Annotated in this window: 17 protein-coding genes; 9 read left to right on the forward strand and 8 right to left on the reverse strand. The window is 65.5% G+C overall.

Features of this window, described 5'->3' with window-relative positions; all coding sequences use genetic code 11:
- Positions 1-335: 335 nt before the first annotated feature.
- A complete protein-coding gene (locus ACM14_RS15795; protein ID WP_065346665.1) occupies positions 336-2318 on the forward strand; it encodes an ATP-dependent endonuclease in 1983 nt (660 codons plus the stop codon).
- 2 nt (positions 2319-2320) lie between these two features.
- Positions 2321-4225, forward strand: coding sequence for a UvrD-helicase domain-containing protein (locus tag ACM14_RS15800; protein WP_065346666.1), 1905 nt, complete (start codon positions 2321-2323; stop codon positions 4223-4225).
- A 98-nt stretch (positions 4226-4323) separates the two neighbouring features.
- Here the strand turns inward: ACM14_RS15800 and ACM14_RS15805 are convergent, their stop codons facing one another.
- Positions 4324-5082, reverse strand: coding sequence for an abortive infection family protein (locus ACM14_RS15805; RefSeq protein ID WP_065346667.1), 759 nt, complete (start codon positions 5080-5082; stop codon positions 4324-4326).
- A gap of 104 nt (positions 5083-5186) precedes the next feature.
- On the opposite strand from ACM14_RS15805, the gene ACM14_RS15810 reads away from it, so the two are divergent.
- Positions 5187-6119, forward strand: a complete 933-nt coding sequence (locus tag ACM14_RS15810) for a phage exclusion protein Lit family protein (RefSeq protein WP_175403278.1) — start codon at positions 5187-5189, stop codon at positions 6117-6119.
- Positions 6120-6147: 28 nt separating this feature from the next.
- Here ACM14_RS15810 and ACM14_RS15815 read toward each other — a convergent pair whose 3' ends face one another.
- The 4 genes from ACM14_RS15815 to ACM14_RS15830 all read right to left on the reverse strand — a co-directional run bounded on the left by ACM14_RS15815 (position 6148) and on the right by ACM14_RS15830 (position 10885).
- Positions 6148-7203 (reverse strand): YhcG family protein, encoded by a 1056-nt coding sequence (locus ACM14_RS15815; protein WP_065346669.1) that lies wholly within the window; start codon positions 7201-7203, stop codon positions 6148-6150.
- Positions 7200-8399: a site-specific integrase gene (locus tag ACM14_RS15820; protein WP_065346670.1), complete on the reverse strand. Its 1200-nt coding sequence runs from the start codon at positions 8397-8399 to the stop codon at positions 7200-7202. Before ACM14_RS15820 ends, ACM14_RS15815 begins: the two co-directional genes overlap by 4 nt.
- A gap of 227 nt (positions 8400-8626) precedes the next feature.
- The gene (locus ACM14_RS15825; RefSeq protein ID WP_047216956.1) at positions 8627-10078 is read right to left on the reverse strand and encodes a catalase; all 1452 of its coding nucleotides are present in this window, start codon (positions 10076-10078) and stop codon (positions 8627-8629) included.
- Between the two features lie 264 nt (positions 10079-10342).
- Entirely contained in the window at positions 10343-10885 is a 543-nt protein-coding gene (locus ACM14_RS15830; RefSeq protein WP_012206070.1) for a PAS and helix-turn-helix domain-containing protein, read from the reverse strand.
- Between the two features lie 73 nt (positions 10886-10958).
- On the opposite strand from ACM14_RS15830, the gene ACM14_RS15835 reads away from it, so the two are divergent.
- The 6 genes from ACM14_RS15835 (at position 10959) to ACM14_RS15860 (ending at position 19643) form a co-directional block, all read left to right on the forward strand.
- Positions 10959-11666, forward strand: coding sequence for a CoA transferase subunit A (locus ACM14_RS15835; RefSeq protein ID WP_016446257.1), 708 nt, complete (start codon positions 10959-10961; stop codon positions 11664-11666).
- Between the two features lie 2 nt (positions 11667-11668).
- On the forward strand, positions 11669-12307 hold the full coding sequence (locus ACM14_RS15840; protein ID WP_012206068.1) for a 3-oxoacid CoA-transferase subunit B: 639 nt from the start codon (positions 11669-11671) through the stop codon (positions 12305-12307).
- A gap of 102 nt (positions 12308-12409) precedes the next feature.
- Positions 12410-13774 (forward strand): HD-GYP domain-containing protein, encoded by a 1365-nt coding sequence (locus tag ACM14_RS15845; RefSeq protein ID WP_013802012.1) that lies wholly within the window; start codon positions 12410-12412, stop codon positions 13772-13774.
- 90 nt (positions 13775-13864) lie between these two features.
- Positions 13865-14749, forward strand: a complete 885-nt coding sequence (imuA, locus tag ACM14_RS15850) for a translesion DNA synthesis-associated protein ImuA (protein WP_065346671.1) — start codon at positions 13865-13867, stop codon at positions 14747-14749.
- 6 nt (positions 14750-14755) lie between these two features.
- Positions 14756-16264 (forward strand): DNA polymerase Y family protein, encoded by a 1509-nt coding sequence (locus ACM14_RS15855; RefSeq protein ID WP_065346672.1) that lies wholly within the window; start codon positions 14756-14758, stop codon positions 16262-16264.
- The gene (locus ACM14_RS15860; RefSeq protein ID WP_065346673.1) at positions 16257-19643 is read left to right on the forward strand and encodes an error-prone DNA polymerase; all 3387 of its coding nucleotides are present in this window, start codon (positions 16257-16259) and stop codon (positions 19641-19643) included. The genes ACM14_RS15855 and ACM14_RS15860 overlap by 8 nt, the downstream gene beginning before the upstream one ends.
- A 29-nt stretch (positions 19644-19672) precedes the next feature.
- Here ACM14_RS15860 and tsaA read toward each other — a convergent pair whose 3' ends face one another.
- The 3 genes from tsaA to ACM14_RS15875 form a co-directional block, all read right to left on the reverse strand.
- The gene (gene tsaA / locus ACM14_RS15865; protein WP_065346674.1) at positions 19673-20173 is read right to left on the reverse strand and encodes a tRNA (N6-threonylcarbamoyladenosine(37)-N6)-methyltransferase TrmO; all 501 of its coding nucleotides are present in this window, start codon (positions 20171-20173) and stop codon (positions 19673-19675) included.
- Positions 20170-20532: a winged helix-turn-helix domain-containing protein gene (locus ACM14_RS15870; RefSeq protein ID WP_013802017.1), complete on the reverse strand. Its 363-nt coding sequence runs from the start codon at positions 20530-20532 to the stop codon at positions 20170-20172. Before ACM14_RS15870 ends, tsaA begins: the two co-directional genes overlap by 4 nt.
- A gap of 352 nt (positions 20533-20884) precedes the next feature.
- On the reverse strand, positions 20885-23158 hold the full coding sequence (locus tag ACM14_RS15875) for an AsmA family protein (RefSeq protein WP_065346675.1): 2274 nt from the start codon (positions 23156-23158) through the stop codon (positions 20885-20887).
- Between the last annotated feature and the right edge of the window lie 127 nt (positions 23159-23285).

The raw sequence follows: 23285 nt of genomic DNA on the forward strand, positions 1-23285 counted from the left end.
ACACGCCGACCGCACGGCAAGCGAAGCGCGCAGGCCCGAAGCTGGAAGCCGGGCCGGAGGCGTCAGCCGAACGGAGTGAGGGAACGATGGGAGCCCGAATGGGGCGAGACCCCGAAGGGGGCTTGATGCGCAGCACGACAGCGCGACCGGCCATGTTTCCTGGCCGGGGACGCCCAACTCTTACGAAATATGTAGCTACGACAGCAGCAAACTTGAAATGCGCATGTCACATCTGCCACTGAAAGCCACTGCACTCCGCTCCAACGTAACTGCTACGTTGCGATTCATATACTCGCGTCGAATGAACACGTTGCCTCATATGGGAGGAATGGTTAGTGCGTATTGAATCTATAACACTGTCGGGATTTCGGTGTTTTGGCCCCGAACCTATAACAGTTTCAATCTCTTCAGAAATCACTGCCGTCGTAGGTCCGAATGCAGCGGGAAAGACAGCCCTTCTGCAGGCGCTCTCGAAATTGTTCGGTGTATCGCGCGCTCAGCGCACCGTGTTACGTTCGGATTTTCACCTAGGGGCAGAGGACGATCCCGACGATCGAGAAGCCAAGAATCTGTTTATTGACGTCTTGATCGGATTTCCCGAACTGTACGACGGCACCGCGACGCCGGAGACAATCGCTCCCTCATTCCGACACATGCTGATAGAAAGGGAGGAGGAATCGCCAGTCTGTCGAATTCGCCTCGAAGCGCGATGGGAAGACGACGGGACGCTGGAGGGCGAGGTTGCACAGGACCTTTTCTGGGTGGACACACTTGACGATGATCCGACTGAGGAGCAGTGCCACCCGGTCTCAGCATCGGATCGAGGCCTGATCCAGCTTTACTACACACCCGCCAGCCGAGACGCGGCAGTTCAGGTTCGGGCAACGGCCGGCGCACTCGCCGCTCGCTTACTCCGAGCAATCGAATGGTCATCCGACACCGAGGAGGCTGTTCAGGAGAGCGCCGAGAACCTCGCCGCCGCATTCGAAGGCGAATCGGCGATTGCCGCGATCGGCAGTGCCCTTCAAGAGCGTTGGTCGGGTCTTCACGATGACGTGGTCGATACGAAACCCAGACTTAGCCTGGTCAGCCGTCGGTTCGAAGAGGTCGTCAACAAGATTGCCGTAATCTTCGAGCAGGGACCAGACGGTCAGGAACGCAGCCTCGACGCTTTGAGCGACGGACAGCAATCGCTTTTCTATTTCGCTTTGGCTGCGGCCGTTTTCGATCTGGAGCGTGAGGTGGTGGCGGGCACGGTGAAAGGATTTCGCGACGACACCCTGCGTATCCCCGCGCTCACACTGTTCGCTCTGGAAGAGCCGGAGAACCATCTCTCGCCTTACTTCCTCGCCCGCATCATCCGCCAGGTTCGCTCGCTGACCGATGCAGGAGGCGCTCAGGCCATAGTCACCAGCCATTCCCCGGCAGTGCTGAGCCGCGTCAATCCGCGTGAAGTGCGCTACTGCCGCTGCGATCCGAAAACACGCGTCTCGTCGGTCAAGAAGATCAAGATGCCGGCAGGGACTGATGAGGCAGCCAAGTTCGTCCGTGGCGCCATGCTCGCCTATCCCGAACTCTACTTCGCCCGGTTCGTACTCCTTGTGGAAGGTGATTCGGAGCGGATCGTCTTACCTCGCCTGGCAGAAGCACTCGACCTCCTGATTGACCCAGCTTTCGTTGCCATCGTGCCGCTGGGAGGGCGCCATGTGCAGCATTTCTGGCGGCTGCTGAAACAGCTAGGTATCCCCCACGCGACCCTGCTGGATCTCGATCTGGGGCGCGAAGGTGGTGGCTTTGGCAGATTGAAGACGGCGATCGAAAAGCTCATCGAATTTGGCGTACCCAAAGCTGGTCTCTTGAAGATCGATGGCGGCGTGTTGTCCGACGAAAGTTTTGCAGCGATGCACACTTGGCAAGATCCGGAGGATCGCAAGATCCTGAAGGGCTGGATAGACTGTCTCAAGCCGCACGGCGTCTATTTCTCAGCACCGCTCGATCTTGATCTAGCCATGCTGGAAGCGTTTCCCGATGCATACCGAGCAATCATCCCCAAGGGGGGCGGTCCGAAGATGGCGGTAGACAAGGCTGCGGAGGTGGTCCTCGGAACCGCAGGACCAGGGCTCACTCTGTATACCGGACCGTTCCAGGGTTACCCTGATCTGCTGCCGGCCTATCGCTATCATTTTCTAACCAACAGCAAGCCAGCAACGCACCTTGCTGCCCTGACGCATATCACGGTAAAGGACCTGAAGAAGGGTATGCCAGCTGTGCTGGCGGAGGTTCTCAATCACATCGCTAAGTCGTTGCGGAGGGACTAGGCATGGCCGTGCTGTCGCGATGGGTCCGACCGGAGGACTGGAAGCCAGTGGGCGTTGCTGCGCTCGAAGCCAATGCGCTCAAGGTCGTTCGTGCGACGGATCATCGATCAGTTATTGCTGGTCCGGGCGCGGGCAAGACGGAACTTCTCGCGCAACGCGCTGCTTATCTTCTTCAAACAGGCGCTGCACCTGCGCCAAGGCGAATCCTCGCGATCAGTTTCAAGCGCGACGCAGCGACAAACCTCGCTGCACGCGTTCGCCAGCGCTGCCATCGCAGCCATGCCGAACGCCTCGACTCGATGACCTTCGACGCCTTTGCGAAAGGGTTGATCGACCGCTTCGGTCAGGCGCTACCCGAGCGCTGGCGGCCGCGGCGCGACTACGACGTCATGTTCCCCGGTGATCGGGATTACCGGGACTTCCTATATCAACAGGTCGGAGCGCCTCCAGCCTCAGTCGGCACCCATGCCGACATCCAGGCGATATCGGTAAAAGCTTTCGAGCGTCGTCATCTGGTGGGATCGCCGCTGCTGGTGGATGGTTGGCTTCATCCGACACCCGCCCAGTGGGCTGCGGATCGTTTCTGGCAAATGTCGCTTCACGCAGGTAGAAAGAGCGCCTTGTCATTTCCCATGATCGGGCGACTCGCCGAACTTCTGTTGCGGGTTAATCCGATGGCGCGCGACGCGCTTCGGCTGACGTATTCGCATCTGTTCATGGATGAGTTCCAGGACACGACCCAGATCCAATATGACCTGGTCCGTACCATCTTCGTCGACACCAACACCGTGATTACCGCCGTCGGAGACAACAAACAGCAGATCATGCGCTGGGCAATGGCGATGGACGATCCTTTCACCGCCTTTGATGGAGACTTCGGCGCGACGCGAACGCCGCTCTACAACAACTATCGCTCGTCACCAGAGTTGGTGCGTATTCAGCACGTCTTGGCGCAAGCTCTGGACGCTCGATCTGTGGCGCCGGTATCGAAGGCCGTCGGTACGATTGCTGGTGACAGTTGCGCCATTTGGGACTTTTCGACACCAGAGATCGAGGCGGAGCGCTTGGCCACTTTTGTCGCGACCGAGATGAAAACCAACAGGCTCGGTCCACGAGATTTTGTCTTGCTAGTCCGGCAGAAAGCTAACGAGTACGCGGCAGTTCTCGAACCGGCCTTTGTAGCTGCGGGGATTCCCCTGCGCAACGAAGCTGGAATGGTCGGGGCAATCATGCTGCAGGATTTGCTGGTGGAAGCTGCTTCCAGCCTGATCGTTGCAGTTCTGCGTCTCGCAATGACCTCCCCGGCGGGGCGGTATTGGACGGAGTGCCAGGAGGCGCTCATCATCCTTCGGGGAGTCGCTCCTGACAATGAGGTTGCGCAGGCCAGGCTTGCCCAAGAATTGGACGCATACGTACTCAAACTCAGCGCCACCTACCCGAGCCCTCCAAAATCGCAGGCAGCGTCACGGTCGATCGTGGACGATATCCTGCGGTTCATCGGTCGTGAGAGAGTGATCGCTGTTCATCCAGCTTACGGACAGGGCGACTGGCTCGAAAAGGTGCTCGACTCAGTAGCAGAGCATCTGCGGGGGTCGTCGGTCGGCGGCATCGAGTGGTCGTCGGCGCTTGACAACTATGAAGGCACACATGCGACCCCCCTGATGACGATCCATAAAAGCAAAGGGCTCGAATACCACAGCGTCATATTTGTCGGATTGGATGATGGCGCATGGTGGAGCTTCTCCAACGATCAGATCGAGGCTACTGCTGGGTTCTTTGTCGCGTTCACGCGCGCAAAGCAGCGCGTGGTTTTCACGTACTGCGCGCAGCGCGGTGCGCGAACAAAAATTGCGACCCTCTATCAGCTTCTGACGAATGCGGGGGTCAAGAGCAAGCAGATTTCTTAACCTAGCCGCACCCTCGTTACGGGTTGGCTTTGTAACAAGCGCAAGACGCATGCCTAAGGTTCAGAAATTTTGCGAAGAGGTCTGACATGCTGCTTTCACTAGCGCATCTTCTGGCTCAAGTAGTGAAAAATCGTTCGGACAGCATTGACCACCAGTTCGCCCTCAGCACGTTCAACAATGTCTTCGTTGGGATGGGCGACGCTTCCATGGTTGCGGAGGGTATTGAGCGCATCGAGAACAGATGCAAATGATCCCAGCACTCTGCCTATCTCACCGTCATGCTCCCCCAAGGACTGCAACGCGGGATGATGAGCACGAAGCGCCTTATAGGCCTGCGTGAGCGTCGCCCCTTCGGGAAGCGAGATCGCGCAGTCCTGGCAAGTGGACTTCAGGTATCCGTGCATGGCGGTGTGAAGTCGATCAATCGCACTCGGCGCCCCCGATGTGGCAAGCAAGTGATCGGCATCTTGCAGCGCGCGACGCACAACCTCGGAGGCAGACACAGTCGGCAGCACCGCGGGGACATTCCCCGCCTGGTATCCCAATTCAATGAGCTTGGCTGCTTGTTCCCGTTCAAGATGCGGGCGAACCTTGGCGTGATCTACGACGGCAACCAGTGCCCGGATGTCGTTGTTTGCAAAGTGCTCAAGCGCCTGAAAGACACAGGCACCGTAGTCTTCGTCCCCGAATCCCAAACTTCGCAGCAGCCGGGCGTGTCCGCGAATGTAGTCGTGGAACCCCGTCAGGTAGCCAAGCTCATGCCAATCCGTCGAGCTGAAATCGGCCACGATGGCACGCTGCATCGCCAGCATGAGAGGACCGCGCCACGCTGAATCCTCCAAGAGTTCATAGTTCATTCCAGCCCCCTTGAAATGAGCAATTTAACTCAGCATCGCAGCGCCGCAGTATTTGTGGCCATCGGCGATGAGTACCATGGGTCGTATCGATGCGCAAAGCCAAAGTGAATATCAACATCTACAGGGAAGACGGAGATTCAGCGATGACAAACCTCACAACATGGGATGCGATGGAGTGGCTATTCAAGATTGCCCAACGGACGCCCCTCAACATTGCGCCAGAACGAGGTGCAGAGTTGACCTCCAAGGTTGTTGGTGCGGACACATGGGCTATTGAGCGGAGCAATGAGCCCGCACAGTTTTTCGCCATACCGGAGAACAAGGCCATCTACCTCACCGGCGCTGGGCAAGCGAGCTTGTGGTGTCTCTCCTACGTAGCGTTCCATGTCATGGACTTCGCCTCACGGCTTCAGCGTGCTGTGGAGTATGACAAGGATGCGTGCATAGACATTGGACAGTACTTCGCAGCACTTCACCTCGGCGAGTACATCGCATTTGCTCGGTCACTAGTTCATGTCGATCGTCCATGGCCAAGCAACCTGAAAACGCCAACCAACGCGCCGTCGGAGGACTCAGTTGAATGGCGGATCAACAACGTCTACTTAGGCGCACTGAGCTGGATACTCCTGCATGAGATCGGGCACGTTCACCGCGGCGACCAGAAGTTTGTCCCCAGCAGCATTTCCCTGCGCCAGGAACACAGGGCAGATGCGTTTGCAACGGAGTGGATTCTGGACAATGCGGGGCAAGGACTCCAACGGGAGTTCCGTATCCTCATGATCGCAGTCGCGCTGACGTGGCTGTTCGTGTGCGAATCGGAAAAGAAGGGGCCAGGTACGACGCATCCCCGGACCATTCTTCGGTTCAGGGAGGTCGTGGCGCACTTCGAGGCGGGAGAACGAAGTGCAGGGCTGGAGAATGCGGCCTATCTGTTCAAGGCTGTTCTTGACCCCGCGACAGTGCCGCCTGCGCATGACACACCTCGGGATGCGTTTGAGTGGATGGCGGGACGCCTTGAGATGTTGTTCCCCGCCTGACACTTCCGAAGCAGGCGGCCTTCGTCGCTCAATCCCGCACGTGTTGCTGAACCTGGAATTGCGCGCGCTGGGCCGCCTGGTGCAATCGTTCGACCAGCATCGCGCGCGGCTGCAAGGTGGTGATGTACTCGGCAACGTGGATGCCGGACTTGTCCAGCTCCAGCAGTTCGATCTGTTCTGACTTCTTGCCGGTGCACAAGATGATCCCCAGCGGCGAGGCTTCCTCCGGCTCCCGTTCGTGCTTGTCGAGCCAGCGCAGGTACAGCTCCATCTGCCCCTTGTAGGGGGCCTTGAACTCACCGATCTTCAGTTCCACCGCCACCAGCCGGCGCAGCTTGCGGTTGTAGAACAGCAAATCGAGGTGGAAATCCTCATCGTCGATTTGAATGCGCCTTTGCCGGGCAACGAAAGAGAAGCCTGCGCCCAGCTCCAGCAGGAAGGATTTCATTTCGCGGATGATGGCCGCCTCCAGGTTGCCTTCATGCCAGGTATCTCGCAGGCCCAGGAAGTCGAGGATGTATGGGTCGCGCATGACCAGCGCCGGCGACATGCGCTGCGCATCGCGCAGGGTCGCCAGTTCCTGCGCGATCGTCTCGTCCGGCTTTTGGGACAGCGCGGTGCGCTCGTACAGCATTGAGTCAATGCGCTCACGCAGCGTGCGCACGCTCCAGCGCTCGGCACTGGCCATCTGCGCGTAGTAATCCCGCTGAAGCGGGTCTTTCAGCGGCATCAAGGCGATGAAGTGGGTCCAGCTCAATTCTCGTATCAGTGATACGAGAATTCGCTCGTCGGGGAAGGTTGCGGCGAACTGCACCATCCGGCGCAGATTCTGCTCGGAGAAGCTGCTGCCGTAGTCCTGTACTAGTTGCTCCGCCAGCGTGGGCAGCACTTCCTTCCCGTAGGCGCCCCGTCGTCCATCCAGAACCCGTGTGCGGATTCGCTGGCCGATGCGCCAGTACAGCATCGTCAGCTCGCTGTTCACCGCAGCAGCAGCGCGCTTGCGCGCCGCCTCGATCAGGGTCCGGATGTCGCCCAGCAGCGCCGAAGGCGCAGCTAGCGGCGTGCTCAATGCCTTCGGGGTCATGCGGCCACTCCTTCGGCCTGCCGAGCCCCGGTGATGGCCTTGCGCCGTTTCGCCACCAGTTCGGCTGCTTGGCGCACCGGGTCGTCCTCGGTGTGGACATAGCGCATAAACATCGCAACGGTCTTGTGCGCCGTCAGCGCCATGCCGACCTTGACCGGAATGCCCGAGTTGGCGATGTCCGTGGCCGAGCGGTGCCGAATGCCGTGCGTGCCCACATGCGCGGCGCCTGCCGCCTTGAGCGCGCGGCTCCAGCCACCGTAATACTCGCCCGTGGTGATGTGCCGTCCCGGATGGCTCGGCGAGGGGAGCACATGGCTGCAACCGTCCCGGCGCGGCGCAGTGGACAGCAACCGGTGGGCTTCCTCGCTCATGGGCTTGGACATGCCGCCGGTCTTGCTGTCGGGCCACACCACGCGGCGGTTCTCCAGGTCCACCCAAGCCCATTGCAGGCCGACGATTTCCGAGCGTCGGCCGGCGAACTCGAATTGCAGGCGGATCGCCAACGGGATCACGTAGTTCTCCAGCCCCTCGGCCTCGATCCGACCAAGATGCCGGAACAGCTTGCCCATGTCCTCGTCGCTGATTAGGTGCGTGGCCTTGCCGTTGGGGTACATCGGGACGTGGCGGCAGGGGTTTGTGCCATCCGGCCGATGGCCCCAGACCTCGGCCAGGTTGAGCATCTTGCGCATGACGCTGAAAGCGCGATTGGCCTCAGCCGGCTTATGGGCCATCTTCTTCATCGCCATAGCCACGTCCGGCCGCTTCACGTCCTGCACCTTCAGGCGGCCCAGCATCGGAACGATGCAGCGGTCGATTACGGCCTGGTACCCGCGCTGGGTGCTGGGCTTGTTGCGCTGCTTTGAGTAGTCCGCTATGAACGTGGCGCACAGCTCCTTGACGGTGGGGGCTGCGCGGGCGGCGGCCTTGGCGGCGCTGGGGTCGCCGCCCTTGCGCACCTCGGCCAGCCATTCCTGGGCCAGCGAGCGTGCCTGCTCGACGGTCAATTCCCCATACAGGCCCATGGCGGGCTTGCGGCGCTCGCCGGCGTTCGTGCGGTACTGGAGCATGAACACCTTGCGGCCCGCTGGTGTAATCTTGCACAGGAAGCCGGGCACCAACGTGTCCCGGAGTTCGACGGCCTGCGCCTGGGGTTGCGCCGCATCGACTGCGGACTTGGTGAGCTTGAGTTTTGCCACGATGACTCCTCGGAAAGACCAGATTCCCAGGAGCCTCATAGGGGCCAGTGCAAGGGAAGTCGGGTCAGGTTTCGGAAAGCACCGGCATATGTTGAACTAGCCTAAGTTATTGATAAACCTGCTGTATCGGGCTTCGGCGTGGTCCAGCAAAGTTCGGTGCTGGAGTCATGGTGAAATGAAAAACGCCCCCGGCGATGCGGGGGCGTTTTGCCGTGGGCGTCAGCCGGTCAGAGCGTGCCGGCCTTCTGGCGGGCAATGGCATCGGCCACGCCCTTGCCGTAGGCGGGGTCGGCCTGGGTGCAGTGCGCTATGTGCTTTTGCACGATGTGCTCGGACACGCCGGCGATGTTGCGCGCCGTGTTCTCGAACAGGCGCTGCTGCGCATCGGGCGTGAGCAGGCGGAACAGGTCGCCGGGCTGGGTGAAGTAGTCGGCATCGTCCTCGCGGTAGTTCCAGCGGTCGGCCGCGCCGTGCAGGGCCAGAGGCGGCTCGGCGAAGGCGGGCTGCTCCTGCCACTCGCCCTTGGTGTTGGGCTCGTAGGCGATGGTGCCGCCGTAGTTGCCGTCCACGCGCATGGCGCCATCGCGGTGGTAGGCGTGGTAGGGGCAGCGCGGAGCGTTCACGGGGATCTGGTGGTGGTTCACACCCAGGCGGTAGCGCGCGGCATCGCCATACGAGAACAGGCGCGACTGCAGCATGCGGTCGGGCGAGGGGCCGATGCCCGGCACCAGGTTGGCCGGCGTGAACGAGGCCTGCTCCACATCGGCGTGGTAGTTGCGCGGGTTGCGGTTGAGCTCCATCACGCCCACTTCGATCAGCGGGTAGTCCTTCTTGCTCCAGACCTTGGTCAGGTCGAAGGGGTGGAAGCGGTAGGTCTCGGCTTCATGCTCGGGCATGATCTGCACGCACAGCTTCCAGCGCGGGAACTCGCCGCGCTCGATGGCTTCGAGCAGGTCGCGCTGGCTGCTTTCACGGTCGGAGGCGACGACGGAGGCCGCCTCGGCATCGCCGAAGTTCTCGATGCCCTGCTGGCAGACCCAGTGGAACTTGACCCAGTGGCGCTCGTTGCTGGCGTTGATGAAGCTGTAGGTGTGCGAGCCGAAGCCGTGCATGTGGCGGTAGCCGCGCGGAATGCCCCGGTCGCTCATGACGATGGTGATCTGGTGCAGCGCCTCGGGCAGGCCGGTCCAGAAGTCCCAGTTGTTCTCGGGCGAGCGCAGGTTGGTGTAGGGATCGCGCTTGACGGCCTTGTTCAGGTCGGGGAACTTGAGCGGGTCGCGGAAGAAGAACACCGGCGTGTTGTTGCCCACCAGGTCCCAGTTGCCTTCCTCGGTATAGAGCTTGACGGCGAAGCCGCGGATATCGCGCTCTGCGTCTGCCGCGCCGCGCTCGCCGGCCACGGTGGAAAAGCGCGCGAACACTTCGGTCTGCTTGCCGATGTCGGAGAACACCTTGGCGCGGGTGTAGCGCGTGATGTCACCCGTCACGGTGAAGGTGCCGAAGGCGCCCGAGCCCTTGGCGTGCATGCGGCGCTCGGGAATCACTTCGCGGTTGAAGTGGGCCATTTTTTCCAGATGCCACAGGTCCTGCAGCAGCATCGGGCCACGCGGGCCGGCCGTGAGCGAGTCCTGATTGTTGGCAACCGGGGCGCCTGCGGCGGTGGTGAGCTTGTGGGTCATGGTCTCTCCTTGATCGAGGGGTGGTAGCGGCGCCGGCTTGCACGCAGGCAGCGCGGCGCTTGGAAAATCAATAGCTGCGTGCTATCGAATTGCTTTTATTGTTGTTTCGTTCTATGGATGCGGCAAGGCTTTGGCGATTGGCAAATCTCAACTGCGCCATAGCCAAAAAAATTCACCGCCACCCGCATGTGCCGTGCCGGGCATGCTTTTTGCCAAGGCATTGTGTTGCGCGGGCGGATACGGCCCGTGTAGGCCGTCGCCCTGTCAGCCCGAGACCAGCTTGTGGACCAGATCGGCGGCCGTGGAGGCGCCGTACTTGCGCATCAGCCGTGCGCGGTAGATCTCCACCGTGCGGTGGCTGATGGCCAGGGCGCGGCCGATTTCCTTGGAGGTCAGGCCTTCCAGCAGGCGGGCGGCCACCTCGCGCTCGCGCCCCGTGAGCTCGGCCTTGACGGGACGGTGGGCGCTGAGGTCCTCGAAGCTCCAGATGCCCGATGCATGCGGGTCGCTGCGATCCAGCGTGCGGCCCGTGACATGGCACCAGAACGTTTCGCCGTTGGCGCGCTTCATGATGCGGTTGTCCGAGTAGAAACCCCGGGCGTTGAGAATGGGCGCGATGCGCGCGCCCAGCCGCTCGTACTCGTCGGCACTGGGGTAGAGGATCTGGAAGGTCTGGCCGATCAGCACCTCGCGCGAGGCCTCGAACATCTCGCAGACCTGGCGGTTGCAGTCGATCATGGTGCGATTGCGCGAGATCACGAGGCCGACGGGGGCGGCTTCGAACGCCAGCCGGTAATCTATATCCATGGGCAAATCTTTACGAAAAACTACCTATGCAAGTACGTAGTATCGTAGCGCATCCAATCTGAAGGAGACATGTGTGAAAAAGCTCTACCCCTCCGCGGAGCAGGCGCTCCAGGGCGTCGTGGCCGACGGGCAATTGCTGGCTGTGGGCGGCTTCGGCCTGTGCGGCATTCCCGAGGCCCTGATCGACGCGCTGCGTGACAGCGGCGTCAAGGGCCTGACGGTGATTTCCAACAACGCGGGCGTGGACGGCTTTGGCCTCGGCAAGCTGCTGGAGACGCGCCAGATCAAGAAGATGATCTCGTCGTATGTGGGCGAGAACAAGGAGTTCGAGCGCCAGTACCTGGCCGGCGAGCTGGAGCTGGAATTCACGCCCCAGGGCACGCTGGCCGAGAAGCTGCGTGCCGGCGGCGCCGGCATTCCCGCCTTCTTCACCAAGACCGGCGTGGGCACCATGGTGGCCGAGGGCAAGGAGCTGCGCGAATTCGACGGCGAGACCTATGTGATGGAGCGCTCGCTCGTGCCCGATGTCTCCCTGGTCAAGGCCCACCGTGCCGACAAGAGCGGCAACCTGCAGTTCCGCCTGACGGCGCGCAACTTCAACCCTGCCGCCGCCACGGCCGGCAAGGTCTGCATCGTGGAAGTGGAGGAGGTGGTCGAGGTCGGCGAGATCGCACCGGACGACATCCACCTGCCCGGCATCTACGTGCACCGCATCGTGCACAACCCGAACCCCGAAAAGCGCATCGAAAAGCGCACCATCACAGAAAAACAAGGAGCCTGACCATGCCGTGGACCCAAGACCAGATGGCCGCCCGCGCGGCCCAAGAACTCGAAGACGGCTTCTACGTCAACCTGGGCATCGGCATTCCCACCCTGGTGGCCAACCACACGGGTGACAAGGAAGTGTGGCTGCAGTCCGAGAACGGCATGCTGGGCATCGGCCCCTTCCCGACCGAGGATGCCGTGGACGCCGACCTGATCAACGCCGGCAAGCAGACCGTGACGACGATTGCCGGCTCGTCCATCTTCGGCAGCGACCAGTCGTTCGCCATGATCCGCGGCGGCAAGATCAACCTGTCCATCCTGGGCGCCATGCAGGTGTCCGAGAAGGGCGACCTGGCCAACTGGATGATTCCCGGCAAGATGGTCAAGGGCATGGGCGGCGCCATGGACCTGGTGGCGGGCGTCAAGCGCGTCATCGTGCTCATGGAACATGTGGCAAAGAAGAAGGACGGCACGACCGACCTCAAAATTCTTCCCGCCTGCACCCTGCCTTTGACCGGCGTGGGCGTGGTGGACCGTATCATCACCGACCTGGGAGTGATGGACGTGACGCCGCAGGGCTTGAAGCTCGTGGAACTGGCCCCCGAAGTGAGCTTCGAGGACATCCAGTCCAAGACCGGCGTGACGCTGATTCGCTGATGTTGCCGTGCACGGCCTGCCTTGGCAGGCCTGCGCAACGAGAGCCCGCCTTGCGCGGGCTCTTTTGCTTATATTTCAGATTTCGAGCCAATGGGAGCCTCTATGACGGATGTCGCGGCCGTGCGCAATCCACCGACAGCGCAGGGATGGAAGGACGAGGGCGTGCATTTCCTGCGCGCCGTCACCGACATGGCCGAGCATTGCAACGTGGTCACCGGCGAGCCCATCTTCAACGACAAGGGCGTCAAGCTCGTGGACAAGGGTGCGCGCATCGACGGCAACATGTACGAGCGCCTGGTCAAGCACAAGCTGCGCGACCCCATCGACAAGCACCTGGGCGTGGACAACCGCGTGGACGTGCTGGCCATCGAGGCCCAGGCCATGGTGCAGTGCGAAACCGTGGACCTGATGCGCCGCCTGGTGCAGTCGCTGGGCGGCACGGACCGGCTGCTGGCACCGCTGCGCCTGATGGTGCTGCCGCCGCAGATCGCCTTCAAGCTCACGGTCATGCGCGAGCAGCGGCCCGAGCTGTTCGCCCACAGCCTGCAGATGATGCTGGTGGCCATCTACCTGGCGCTGCAAAGCGAATGGAGCGAGCGTGAATGCGGCCCGCTGGCCACGGCGGCCCTGCTGCACGACGTGGGCATGCTCTACATGGACCCGGCCTGGACCGACCCCAACTACCGGCTCACGGGCGCCGAGCGCAAGCACCTGGTGGCGCACTCGGTCACGGGCATGCTCATCATGCGGGGCGCGGGCGCGTATTCGCAGGACGTGGAAATGGCCGTGCTCGAGCACCACGAGCGCATGGACGGCACGGGCTATCCGCGCGGCGTGCATGGCGAAGCCATCTCCAAAATGGGCCGTATCCTGTTGCTGGCCGAGGTGGTCTCGGCCTTCTTCGACAAATTCCAGGACCTGCCCGGCCAGCGCCTGTCGCTGATGCTGCGCATGAACCACCGCCGCTATCCGGCCGATCTGGTCGGCATCCTGCTGCCGCTGCTGTACGACGAGATCTCGCCGGGCACGCCGCTGCCGCCGCTGCAGGCCGAGGTCACGCACAGCGTGGCCGCCCTGTCGGCCGCCTTCCAGATGTGGGACACGTTCAGCCAGGCCTTCCCCGAGCGCTGGCAGGCCATGCCCGACCACCAGGCGGCCGTCTACATCGACTCCAGCATCGGCGGCCTGCAAAAGCAGCTGGCCGAGGCCGGCCTGCATCCCAGCCAGCAAACCGACCTGCTGGCCTACCTCAAGGACGATGTGCAGGGCATGAGCGAGCTGGCCCTGCTCAGCCGCGAGGCGCTGTGGCAACTTCAGGCCATCGTCAACGCCTGCCTGCGCCGCTGGCCCGCCATCAACGCCCGCACCCACGCCGTGGACACAGCGGTCGCGCAATGGTGCGAAGCCTGCATGCAGATCGACGCCACACCCCCAGCGGGTGGCGCAGCGAGAGCGCCAGCGCACTGAGACAGCCGGGCTTGCCCGGCTTTTTTACATCCGTGGATCTCTCGGAAATCAAGAATGCTGTATATTCATACAGTATTTGAGATTTCCCCCATGACCACGCCCCACGCCTCCCAACCTGCGCAGCCCGCCCCCATGGCGGGCGCGGCGCGTGTGCTGCCTCAGTTGCAGGGCGTGTGGCGTGGCGATGGCTGGCAGCAGGCGCTGCAGCAGCGGGTCCAGCCTTCGGGCCATGCGCTGCTGGATGCGCAATTGCCGGGCGGGGGGTGGCCGCTGGGCGCCATGGTCGAGCTGCTGCAACCCGCCCATGGCCATGCCGAGTGGCCGCTGCTGCTGCCGGGCCTGGCGGCCCTGATGCAGCGCAGCGCGGGCCAGGTGGTGCTGGTGGCGCCGCCTTGCAGGCCTTTTGCACCGGGGCTGGAAGCGGCGGGCGTGGCGGCGCACCGGCTGTGCTGCGTGGAGGCCGATACCCACCCCGGTGCCCACCCCGGCGCCCACCCGGCAGGCGATGGGGCAGGGCTGGCCTGGGTCTGTGAGCAGGCACTGCGCTGCCGCGACGTGCTGGCCGTGCTGGCCTGGCTGCCAGCCGGTCTGCCCATGGCCACGCTGCGCCGGCTGCAATGGGCGGCCGCTGCGCAGGGGCGCATTCTGTGGCTGTGGCGCGAGGCCTCGGCCGCCCTGCAGACGGTGGCCTCGCCCGCGCCGCTGCGGCTGCGCGTGGAGACAGAGTTGGGGGAGCCGGGCGAAGGCGGCACGCCAGCCTGCCTGCGCGTGCAGTTGCTCAAGCGCCGGGGGCCTGCGCTGGAGCATCCCTTGAAGCTGCCGCTGCACCACTGGGCCTGGCAGGACGTGCTGCAGGCCCAGGCCCAGCGGCGCACCCGGCAGGCGGACGAGGCGCAGCGCTGGCTTCATGGCCACGGGCAACTGCTGCCCGCCGAGGCGCCCGCCCTGCAGGCGGCAGCGCACACCCTGGGGTGAGATGCCATGGCACAGCCGAATCAAGCACTGCACTGGATTGCCTGGCCGCTGCATGCCGCGCAGGGCGATGGCCAGGGCAACGGCGACAGTGATGGCGAAGGCAGTGCCTGCGCGCAGCAGGCCTGGTGGGCCCTGCGCTGGACGCCGCGCGTGGCTCTCTGGTACGGGGCAGGGCAGGCCGTGGCGTTGATGGAGGTGGGCAGCGTGGAGCGCCTGTGGGGCGGTCGCCAGGCCATGCTGCTGGGCCTGCTGCGCGCGCTGCGCGAACAGCAGCCCGAGGACGGCCAGGCGGGCGGCCCCCGGATGCCGTTCTGGGCCCGGGGCGCCACGGCATGGCAGGCGCTGGCGCGTCTGCGCTGGCGCATGCAGGGCGCGGATTCGCGCCAGCCCTGGCCGCCTGCCGACGCACTGCCCATCTGGACACTGCCCGCACTGGAGCCGCATGCGCCGGCCCTGGAGCGCATGGGCTGCCGCCGCTGGGGCGAGCTGCGCGCCCTGCCGCGCGCGGGCCTGGCGCGGCGCATCGGGCTGCCGGCGCTGTTGGCGCTGGACCAGGCCTATGGCAGCAGCCCCCATGCGCTGGACTGGCTGGAGCTGCCCGAGCACTTTGCATTGCGCGCCGACCTGGGCTATCCGGCCAGCGACGCCCAGGCCCTGCTGCAGGCCGCCCGGCCCCTGCTGCGTGCGCTGCAGGCCTGGCTGCAGGCCCGCCACCAGGGCGTGCTGGGCCTGCAACTGCGCTGGCACCACGATCTGCGGCGCGTGGACGGCACGGAATTGCCGGCCTGGGAAGCGCTGGACATCCGCACGGCCCGGCCCGCCCAGGCGCTGGAGCACATGGAGCGCCTGCTGCGCGAACGCCTGGCCCGCACGCCCTGGCGCGCGCCTGCGGACATGCTGGAGCTGGTGGCGCTGGACACCGCGCCTTTCGCGGCCGATGCCGGCAGTTGCCTGCCACCGGCCGCGCCCGGCCCGGCGCCGCTGGGCGAGGCGGCAGGCGCGACAGATGGGGCAGACGCGGCCAGCGGCATGGCCTGGCATGAATGGGTGGAGCGCGTCTCGGCCCGCCGTGGTGCGCAGGGCGTGCGGGTGGCGCAGCTGCAATCGGACCACCGGCCCGAGGCCATGCAGCGCTGGACCCCGGCCTGCGAGGCCCTGCAGACCCCGCAGGCAACGCGGCGGCCCGCGCACGCGCGCAAGGCGGCCAACCCCTGGCAGGGCCTGCTGCCGCCCTGGCTGCTCGATCCGCCCCAGCCGCTGCTCCTGCAGGGCAGCCGCCCTTGCTGGCAGGGGCCGCTGCAATTGCTGGCCGGCCCCTATCGGCTGGAGGCCGGCTGGTGGGGAGAGCCGCAGGCCGATGCGGCGCTGGCCGTGCGTGACTATTTCGTGGCCAGCAACGCGGCTGTCGGCCATGTCTGGATCTACCGCGAGCGCACGCCTGCATCGGAGCGGCTGCCAGGCATGCCGGCCCTGCTGTCGCCCGCCGCCTGGTTTGCGCAAGGCATCTATGGCTGAACAGGACATCCTGCTGGAGCCGCCGCCCCCGCAGCTGCAGCGGCTGCAGCCCCCGCCCCAGGCCACCGGGCCGGTGTCCGGCATGGCATCGGGCCCGGGCCTGCCCGGCTATGCGGAGCTGCACTGCCTGTCGAACTTCAGCTTTCTGCGCGGCGCCTCTTCGCCCGCCCAACTGGTGCAGCGCGCCAAGGCTCTGGGCTACCAGGCGCTGGCCCTGACCGACGAATGCTCGGTGGCCGGCGCCGTGCGCGCCTTCGAGGCTGCACGCGACTGCGAGATGGCCCTGATACATGGCAGCGAATTCGCCTGGGGCCCGCTGCGCGTGGTGGCGCTGGCGCGCGATCTGAACGGCTGGGGCAACCTCTGCGAATTCATCAGCGCGGCGCGCGCCCGTGCCGAAAAGGGCCGGTACCTGGTCGATGCCGACAGCCCCTGGCATCTGCTGCGTGAAGGCTGCGAATGCATCGTTGTGCCGCAGCGTGCGCAGCTGTTGCCCGGCGATGTGCCCGCCATGGCCGAGGCCGTGCAGGCCGCCGTGGCGCAGCTGGGGCCGGGCTGCTGGCTGGGCGTGGAGCTGCTGCTGGCGCCCGACGACAGCCTGTGGCTGCAAAGCCTGCAGGACGTGGCAGGGTTGCTGGGCCTGTCCTGCGTGGCCTGCGGCGACGTGCACATGCATGCGCGCTCGCGCAAGCCGCTGCAGGACCTGGTGACGGCGCTGCGCCTGGGCTGCACGGTGGCCGAGTGCGGCTTCGAGCTGCACCCCAATGCCGAGCGGCATCTGCGCTCGCGCTTGCGGCTGGGCGGCATCTATCCGCGCGCCATGCTGGATGCAACCTTGCAGATTGCCGCGCGCTGCGATTTCAAGCTCAGTGAGATCCGCTACCACTATCCGCAGGAAACCGTGCTGCCCGGCATGGACGCGCGCCAGACCCTGGCCTGGCATACCTGGCAGGGAGCGGCGGGGCGCTATCCGCAAGGCATTCCCAAGAAGGTGCGCAAGCAATTGCACAACGAGTTGAAGCTGATCTCCATGTGCGGCTACGAGATGTACTTCCTCACCGTGCACGACATCGTGCGATTCGCTCGCAGTCAGGACATCCTGTGCCAGGGCCGGGGTTCGGCCGCGAACTCGGTGGTCTGCTTCTGCCTGGGCATCACGGCCGTCGATCCCACCCTGCAGGCGCTGTTGATCGCGCGCTTCATCAGCCGCGAGCGCAGCGAGCCCCCAGATATCGACGTGGACTTCGAGCACGCGCGGCGCGAGACCGTCATCCAGTACATCTACGAAAAATACGGCCGTGACCGTGCGGCGCTGACGGCCGTGGTCAGCTGCTGGCGCACGCGTGGCGCACTGCGCGACGCGGGCAAGGCCCTGGGCGTGGATGCGGCGCTGATCGACGCCATGGCCCGGCAGCACCACTGGTTCAGCGATGCCGAGGACCAGGCGGCCGAGCCGGAGCCCGAACCCGATGACCCCGCCCTGGGCTGGGTGCGCTCCAAGCTGCTGCGCCTGGCCCGGCTGCGCGAGCGGCTGGGCGACGACTGCCCGCAACTGTCGCCCCAGCGTGCGCGGCTGTGGCTGGAGCTGGCCTTGCAGCTGCGCGACAGCCCGCGCCACCTGAGCCAGCACGTGGGCGGCTTTGTGCTGACCGACGGGCCGCTGACGCGGCTGGTGCCCGTGGAGCCGGCCGCCATGCAGGGCCGCTCGGTCATCCAGTGGGACAAGGACGATCTGGACACCATGAATCTGCTCAAGGTCGATGTGCTGGCCCTGGGCATGCTCACCGTGCTGCGCGGCAGCCTGAAGGCACGCGCCGCGCTGCGCGGGCCGCGCTGGGAGCTGGCCGACATTCCCAAGGAGGACGCCGCCACCTACGACATGATCTGCCGCGCCGACACCGTGGGCACCTTCCAGATCGAGAGCCGGGCGCAGATGAGCATGCTGCCCCGGCTGCGGCCGCGCGTGTTCTACGACCTGGTGGTCGAGGTCGCCATCGTGCGGCCCGGCCCCATACAGGGCGGCATGGTCCATCCCTATCTGCAGGCGCGCGAGCGTCGGCGGCAGGGTGGCGAGCTGGTCCTGGAAAAGCCCGCGCTCGCGAAGGCGCTCAAGCGCACGCTGGGCGTGCCCATCTTCCAGGAGCAGGTGATGCAGATCGCCATGATTGCGGCGGGTTTCTCGGCGGGCGATGCCGACGAGCTGCGCCGCTCCATGGCGGCCTGGCGGCGCAAGGGCGGCGTGCACCGCTTCGAGCGCCCATTGATAGACGGCATGCTGGCCAACGGCTACAGCGCCGAATTTGCCCAGGCCATCTTCCGCCAGATGCTGGGCTTTGGCGAATACGGCTTCCCAGAAAGCCATGCCTACAGCTTTGCCATGCTGGCCTATGCCAGCGCCTGGCTCAAGCGCCATGAGCCGGCCTGTTTTCTGATGGCCTTGCTCAATGCCCAGCCCATGGGTTTCTACACCCCCTCGCAGCTGATCCAGGACGCGCGCCGCCACGGCGTGCGCGTGCTGCCCGTCGATGTGCGCCACAGCGACTGGGATTGCACGCTGGAGGCGCCGCACGAGCGCATTGCCGGCGTCGAGCTGCCGCAGCCGGCCGTGCGCCTGGGGCTGTGCATGGTGGCGCAGTTGCCAAAGACTTCGGGCGAGCGCGTGGCGCAGGTCCGCGCGCAGGCGCCGTTCAGGAGCACCGAGGACCTGGCCCTGCGCGCCCGGCTGCAGTGCGCCGAGCTGCAGGCCCTTGCGGCGGCCGATGCGCTGCAGGGCCTGTCAGGCCACCGCCGCCAGCAGATGTGGGATGCGGCGGCCCTGCAGGTGCAGCCGCCGCTGTTCGCGGGTGTGCCCGTGCATGAGGCGCCCGTGCAACTGGCCGCCGCGCCCGAGGGCGAGGAAATCCTGTTCGACTACGCGGCCACGGGCCTGAGCCTGCGCCGCCATCCGCTGGCCCTGCTGCGTGACCGCCTGCGCCGCCACGGACTGCGCACGGCGCTGGAGCTGCGCGACACGCTGGCGGGCATGCGCGTGCGGGCCTGCGGCATAGTCACCGTGCGCCAGCGCCCGCCCACGGCCAAGGGCACTCTCTTCATCACGCTGGAGGACGAGACGGGCACGGTCAACCTGGTGGTCTGGCCCGATACCGTCACGCGCTGGGGCGAGCCCTTGCTGGGCGCGCGGCTGCTGGCGGTGGAGGGCATCTGGCAAAGCAGCTCGGATTGGGGCGGCGGCAAGGACCCCGGCGAGCCAGCGCCTGCAGAGCAGGCCAGCCAGGAGGTGCCCGCCGTGCGCCATCTCATCGTGCACCGCGCCCGCGACATGAGCCGCTGGCTGGGCCGCCTGGGCGGCGCCGGCGTGGCAAGCCGCAATTTCCACTGAGGGCTGTTGCCGTTGCTGCCGAAGCAGGCTCAGGCCATGCGGCCGTCCGCGCGGATGTCGGGCATCTGGTCGATACGCTTGCCGAACCAGCCTATGCGCTCGGTCTGGCGCACATCCAGCCTGGGCACGTAGGGCTTGATATCGAGCACGGGCGTGCCGTCGAGCATGTCGTTGCCCAGGAAATGCAGCAGCAGTCCTTCGCGCCGCACCAGGCGCACGATGGACAGGCCCAGCCGGTTGGGCCGCGCCGGGGCGCGCGTGGCGAACACGCCGTGGCTGCTGTCGTCCATGAAGGGCACGACTTCCAGCTTTTCCACGGCCTGGTGCAGGTGGGTGATGAGGATCAGGTAGTCAAAGCCTTCGATGTCGCGCAGCCCGGCCTCGAACTCTGGCAGCAGCTCCACGCGGCCGGCCTCGTCGGCCGCGCCCGCCGTCTGTATGGGCATGCCCACCGGGTCGGTGAAGCGGCTGCGCACATGGCCGATGGGGCGGCAGGCGACGGCCTGCGCCGTGGAGCCGGCCGCGCTCATGCACTCGTTCCCTGGGGATTGAGCAGGCGTGTCAGCGCGGCGATATCGGCCGCCGCCGCCATGCGCGCCGTGGTCTCTATGGAGCGGTAATGCCTGACGATGGCTTCGCCCGTGGAGGTGAGCGAGGCGCCGCCGCCATGGGCGCCGCCGGCGCTGGTGTTGACGGCCGGCGTCTGCAGCGCGCGGTTCATCTCGTCGACCAGCACCCAGGCGCGCCGGTAGGACATGCCCAGCGATCGCGCTGCAGCCGAGATGGAGCCCGCCTCGGCAATGGCTTCGAGCAACTGCACCTTGCCGGGACCGATGGCAATGGTGCTGTCGTTGTATACGCGCAGGCGGAACTGGACTTTGGAGGACATGGGGAAAGGACTTGGCACAGGAGAAAAGCGAACGTCAAGGTTAAGCGAAATCAACGGCTTGCGCCGTCACAGGGGCTAAGGGGAAATACGCAATGCATGGATCGCTACAGCGAAGGGGTGCTCTGGCAGGGCGTTCCTGCACACGGGCCGTCGGGGCCGGCGCGCTGGCGCTGCCGCCAGGGCGCCCGCTGCCTGCGCATCGTCTGCGAGTGCGTTGGCGAGGCTCTTGACCTGCCGGCGCCGCGTCTCGATGCCTGTGTGCTGCGGCGCTATTTCGTCACATTGCCACCGGGTTTGCTAGCCTTTTTGCGCCAATGCAGCGCGGCGCTTGCCGCGCATCCGGGCCACGCGTTTACTTCTTGCTGCTTTCTGCCAGCAGGCGCTGGCATTGCGCATCTTCCTCGGCGGCCGGCACCGTCAGCGGCACCAGCGCCAGGGCCGCTGGCGCCACCACGGCGGCGGCCACGGCCGCGCCCGCGCGCAGCAGCAGCGGGCCGGGCTCCACGCCCACCTTGGGGTTGGCGAAGCTGCCGCGCACATACAGGGGCGTGCGCAGAGAGAAGAACTTCCACTTCAGCGACTCGGGCACGATGCGCAGGTCCATGGTCTCCTGCGCCAGGCTGATCTGTCCGGTGGCCTCGATGATGGCCTCGGGCGTGGCCAGCTTGACGTTGCGGGTGCGCGCAATGCCCTGCTTCACGGTCAGGTCGGCAACGGCGCAGTTGAGCTGCACTTCCTTGTCGGCGCCGAACAGCTTGGTGACGATGACGCTGCCCAGGTTCAGCGCGGCCAGGTCCAGGAGCTGCTTGCTGAAGCGGCCATCGCGCACATACAGGCGGATGTCGCCCGAGCTGGTGCCCAGCCATTCGGCAATGGACTGGCCCCGGCCCTCCAGGCCCAGCGCGCCATCCATGCTGCCCAGGCTTTTCTTCATCAGTTCGATCTCGGGGAACAGGGCCGACAGCTGCAGCCCCTGCACCTTGCCCTGGAGGCTGGCCTTGGGCGGCTTGGCGCCGCTGTCCACCACGGCCTCGATGTCCAGCCGGCCCTTGGCCATGCCGAAGCGCAGCGGGGACAGGCGCAGCACGCCGTTGTCCATGACGGCATGCACGCTGAAGTCCTCGATGGGCAGGGCCTGGGGGCGCTCGATGCGGTCGCTCTTGAAGCGCACATCCATGTCCATGGCATTCCACTTGCTGGTGTCAAAGCGCTGCGTGGGCAGGGCCTTGCCGCTGGCCGCCTGCCGGGTCTTTTGGCCCTGCTTGGTGGACGGTGCTCCCACCACCGGCCCCAGGTCGGCCAGGCGCAGCTTGCGCGAGGCCAGATCGCCGCTGAGCTTGGGGCGCGGCTTGCCCGATGCGTAGTGCAGCGTGCCGCGCAGATCGCTCTGGCCCACGCGGCCATCGAATTCCTCGTAGTCCCAGACGGCGCGCCCCGGCTCCAGGCTGCCGACCAGATGGCCATTGGTGTCGAAAGGCGGTGTGCGCGGCAGCAGCAGACCCGTCAGCGGGAACAGGTCGGCCATGCTGGAGCCGCGCAGGCGCACCTGCAGGTCCATGCCCTTGAGCGCCCTGGGATTGTCGAGAATGCCCTCGGCCCGGGCGCGCAGGCTGCCCGCATGGGCCCACAGCTTCACGGGAAAGCGTGCCTGTTCGCTTTGCAGGTCAAGCACGGGGCCGATGAGGCCCTGGGCCTCGACCGTGGCCTTGGCGATGCGGCCAGTCAGGCCGAAGCGCATGCCATACGGAAAGTCTGGACTGGGCGGCTGCGCAAGGCTGTCCAGACGTGCGCGCACCGCCATCTGGCGCACGCCATCGCTCCAGCCCACCAGGCCGCCGCGCAGGCTCAATTGCGCTACCTGAAAACGCCAGCGCGGCCCTGTGTGCTCGGGGCGCTTGAAGGTCCAGTTGTTGCTGCCATCCTTGCGCCGGGCAAAGACCAGGTCAGGGCCTTCCAGTTGCAGATGGTCCAGCAGTACATGACGGCCCAGCAGCGGCCACAGCCGCAGGCTGGCCGTGGCGCGCGCGGCCGTGGCCATGGTGTCGGCGTCGCGCGGGGGTGGGACCATTTTCTCGTCGGCCAGGACGATGCTGTCGCTGTCGATCTTGGGCGCGGAAGGGCTGGCCTGCGAGTCCTTGTCCTTGCCTTCATCCTTGTCCTTCGCCTTTCCCTTGGGCTGTTCCTTGGCTTTCTCCTCGGGCAGGCGGCCCTTGTTCAACTGGTCGGGCGGCGCAGGCAGGGCGGGCAGCTCGGCACTGCTCTTGGCCGGCTCCTGCTCAACCTGCCAGCCTTCGGGCTGGCCCAGGGCCAGTTGCTCGGCCTCGATGGTCACGCCCGGGACCCAATGACGCCAGCCCTGGTCCAGGGGCTGGGGCCAGGTCCAGCGCAGGCGCAGGTCACCTTCAATGGCGAAGTGGCGGCCGGTGCTTTCGCTGACGCGCTCGTTGACCCAGGGCTTGGCCCGGTTCCAGTCGAAGGTGGCAATCAGGACCACAACCGCGGCGAGCAGCAGCACCAGGGCCGACACCGTCCACAAAAGGGCGCGCAGCCAGCGGCGGCGGGCTGGGCGGTGGGGTGCTGGTGTGGCGGGGCTGTGGTTCGCTGTGTCGGTCGCTGTGTCTGTCATGGCGCAGGGGGCCGCTAAATGGGGTTCGGTCCATCCTATCGCCATGAAACCGCTTGCCAAGGCCCGGGACGCGCTGGCGGGCAGCCGGCAGGCCCGCATACAGGAGATTGACCTACAGCGCAGCCCG

The organism is Delftia sp. JD2 (assembly GCF_001682645.1).
GTDB lineage: Bacteria > Pseudomonadota > Gammaproteobacteria > Burkholderiales > Burkholderiaceae_C > Comamonas > Comamonas acidovorans.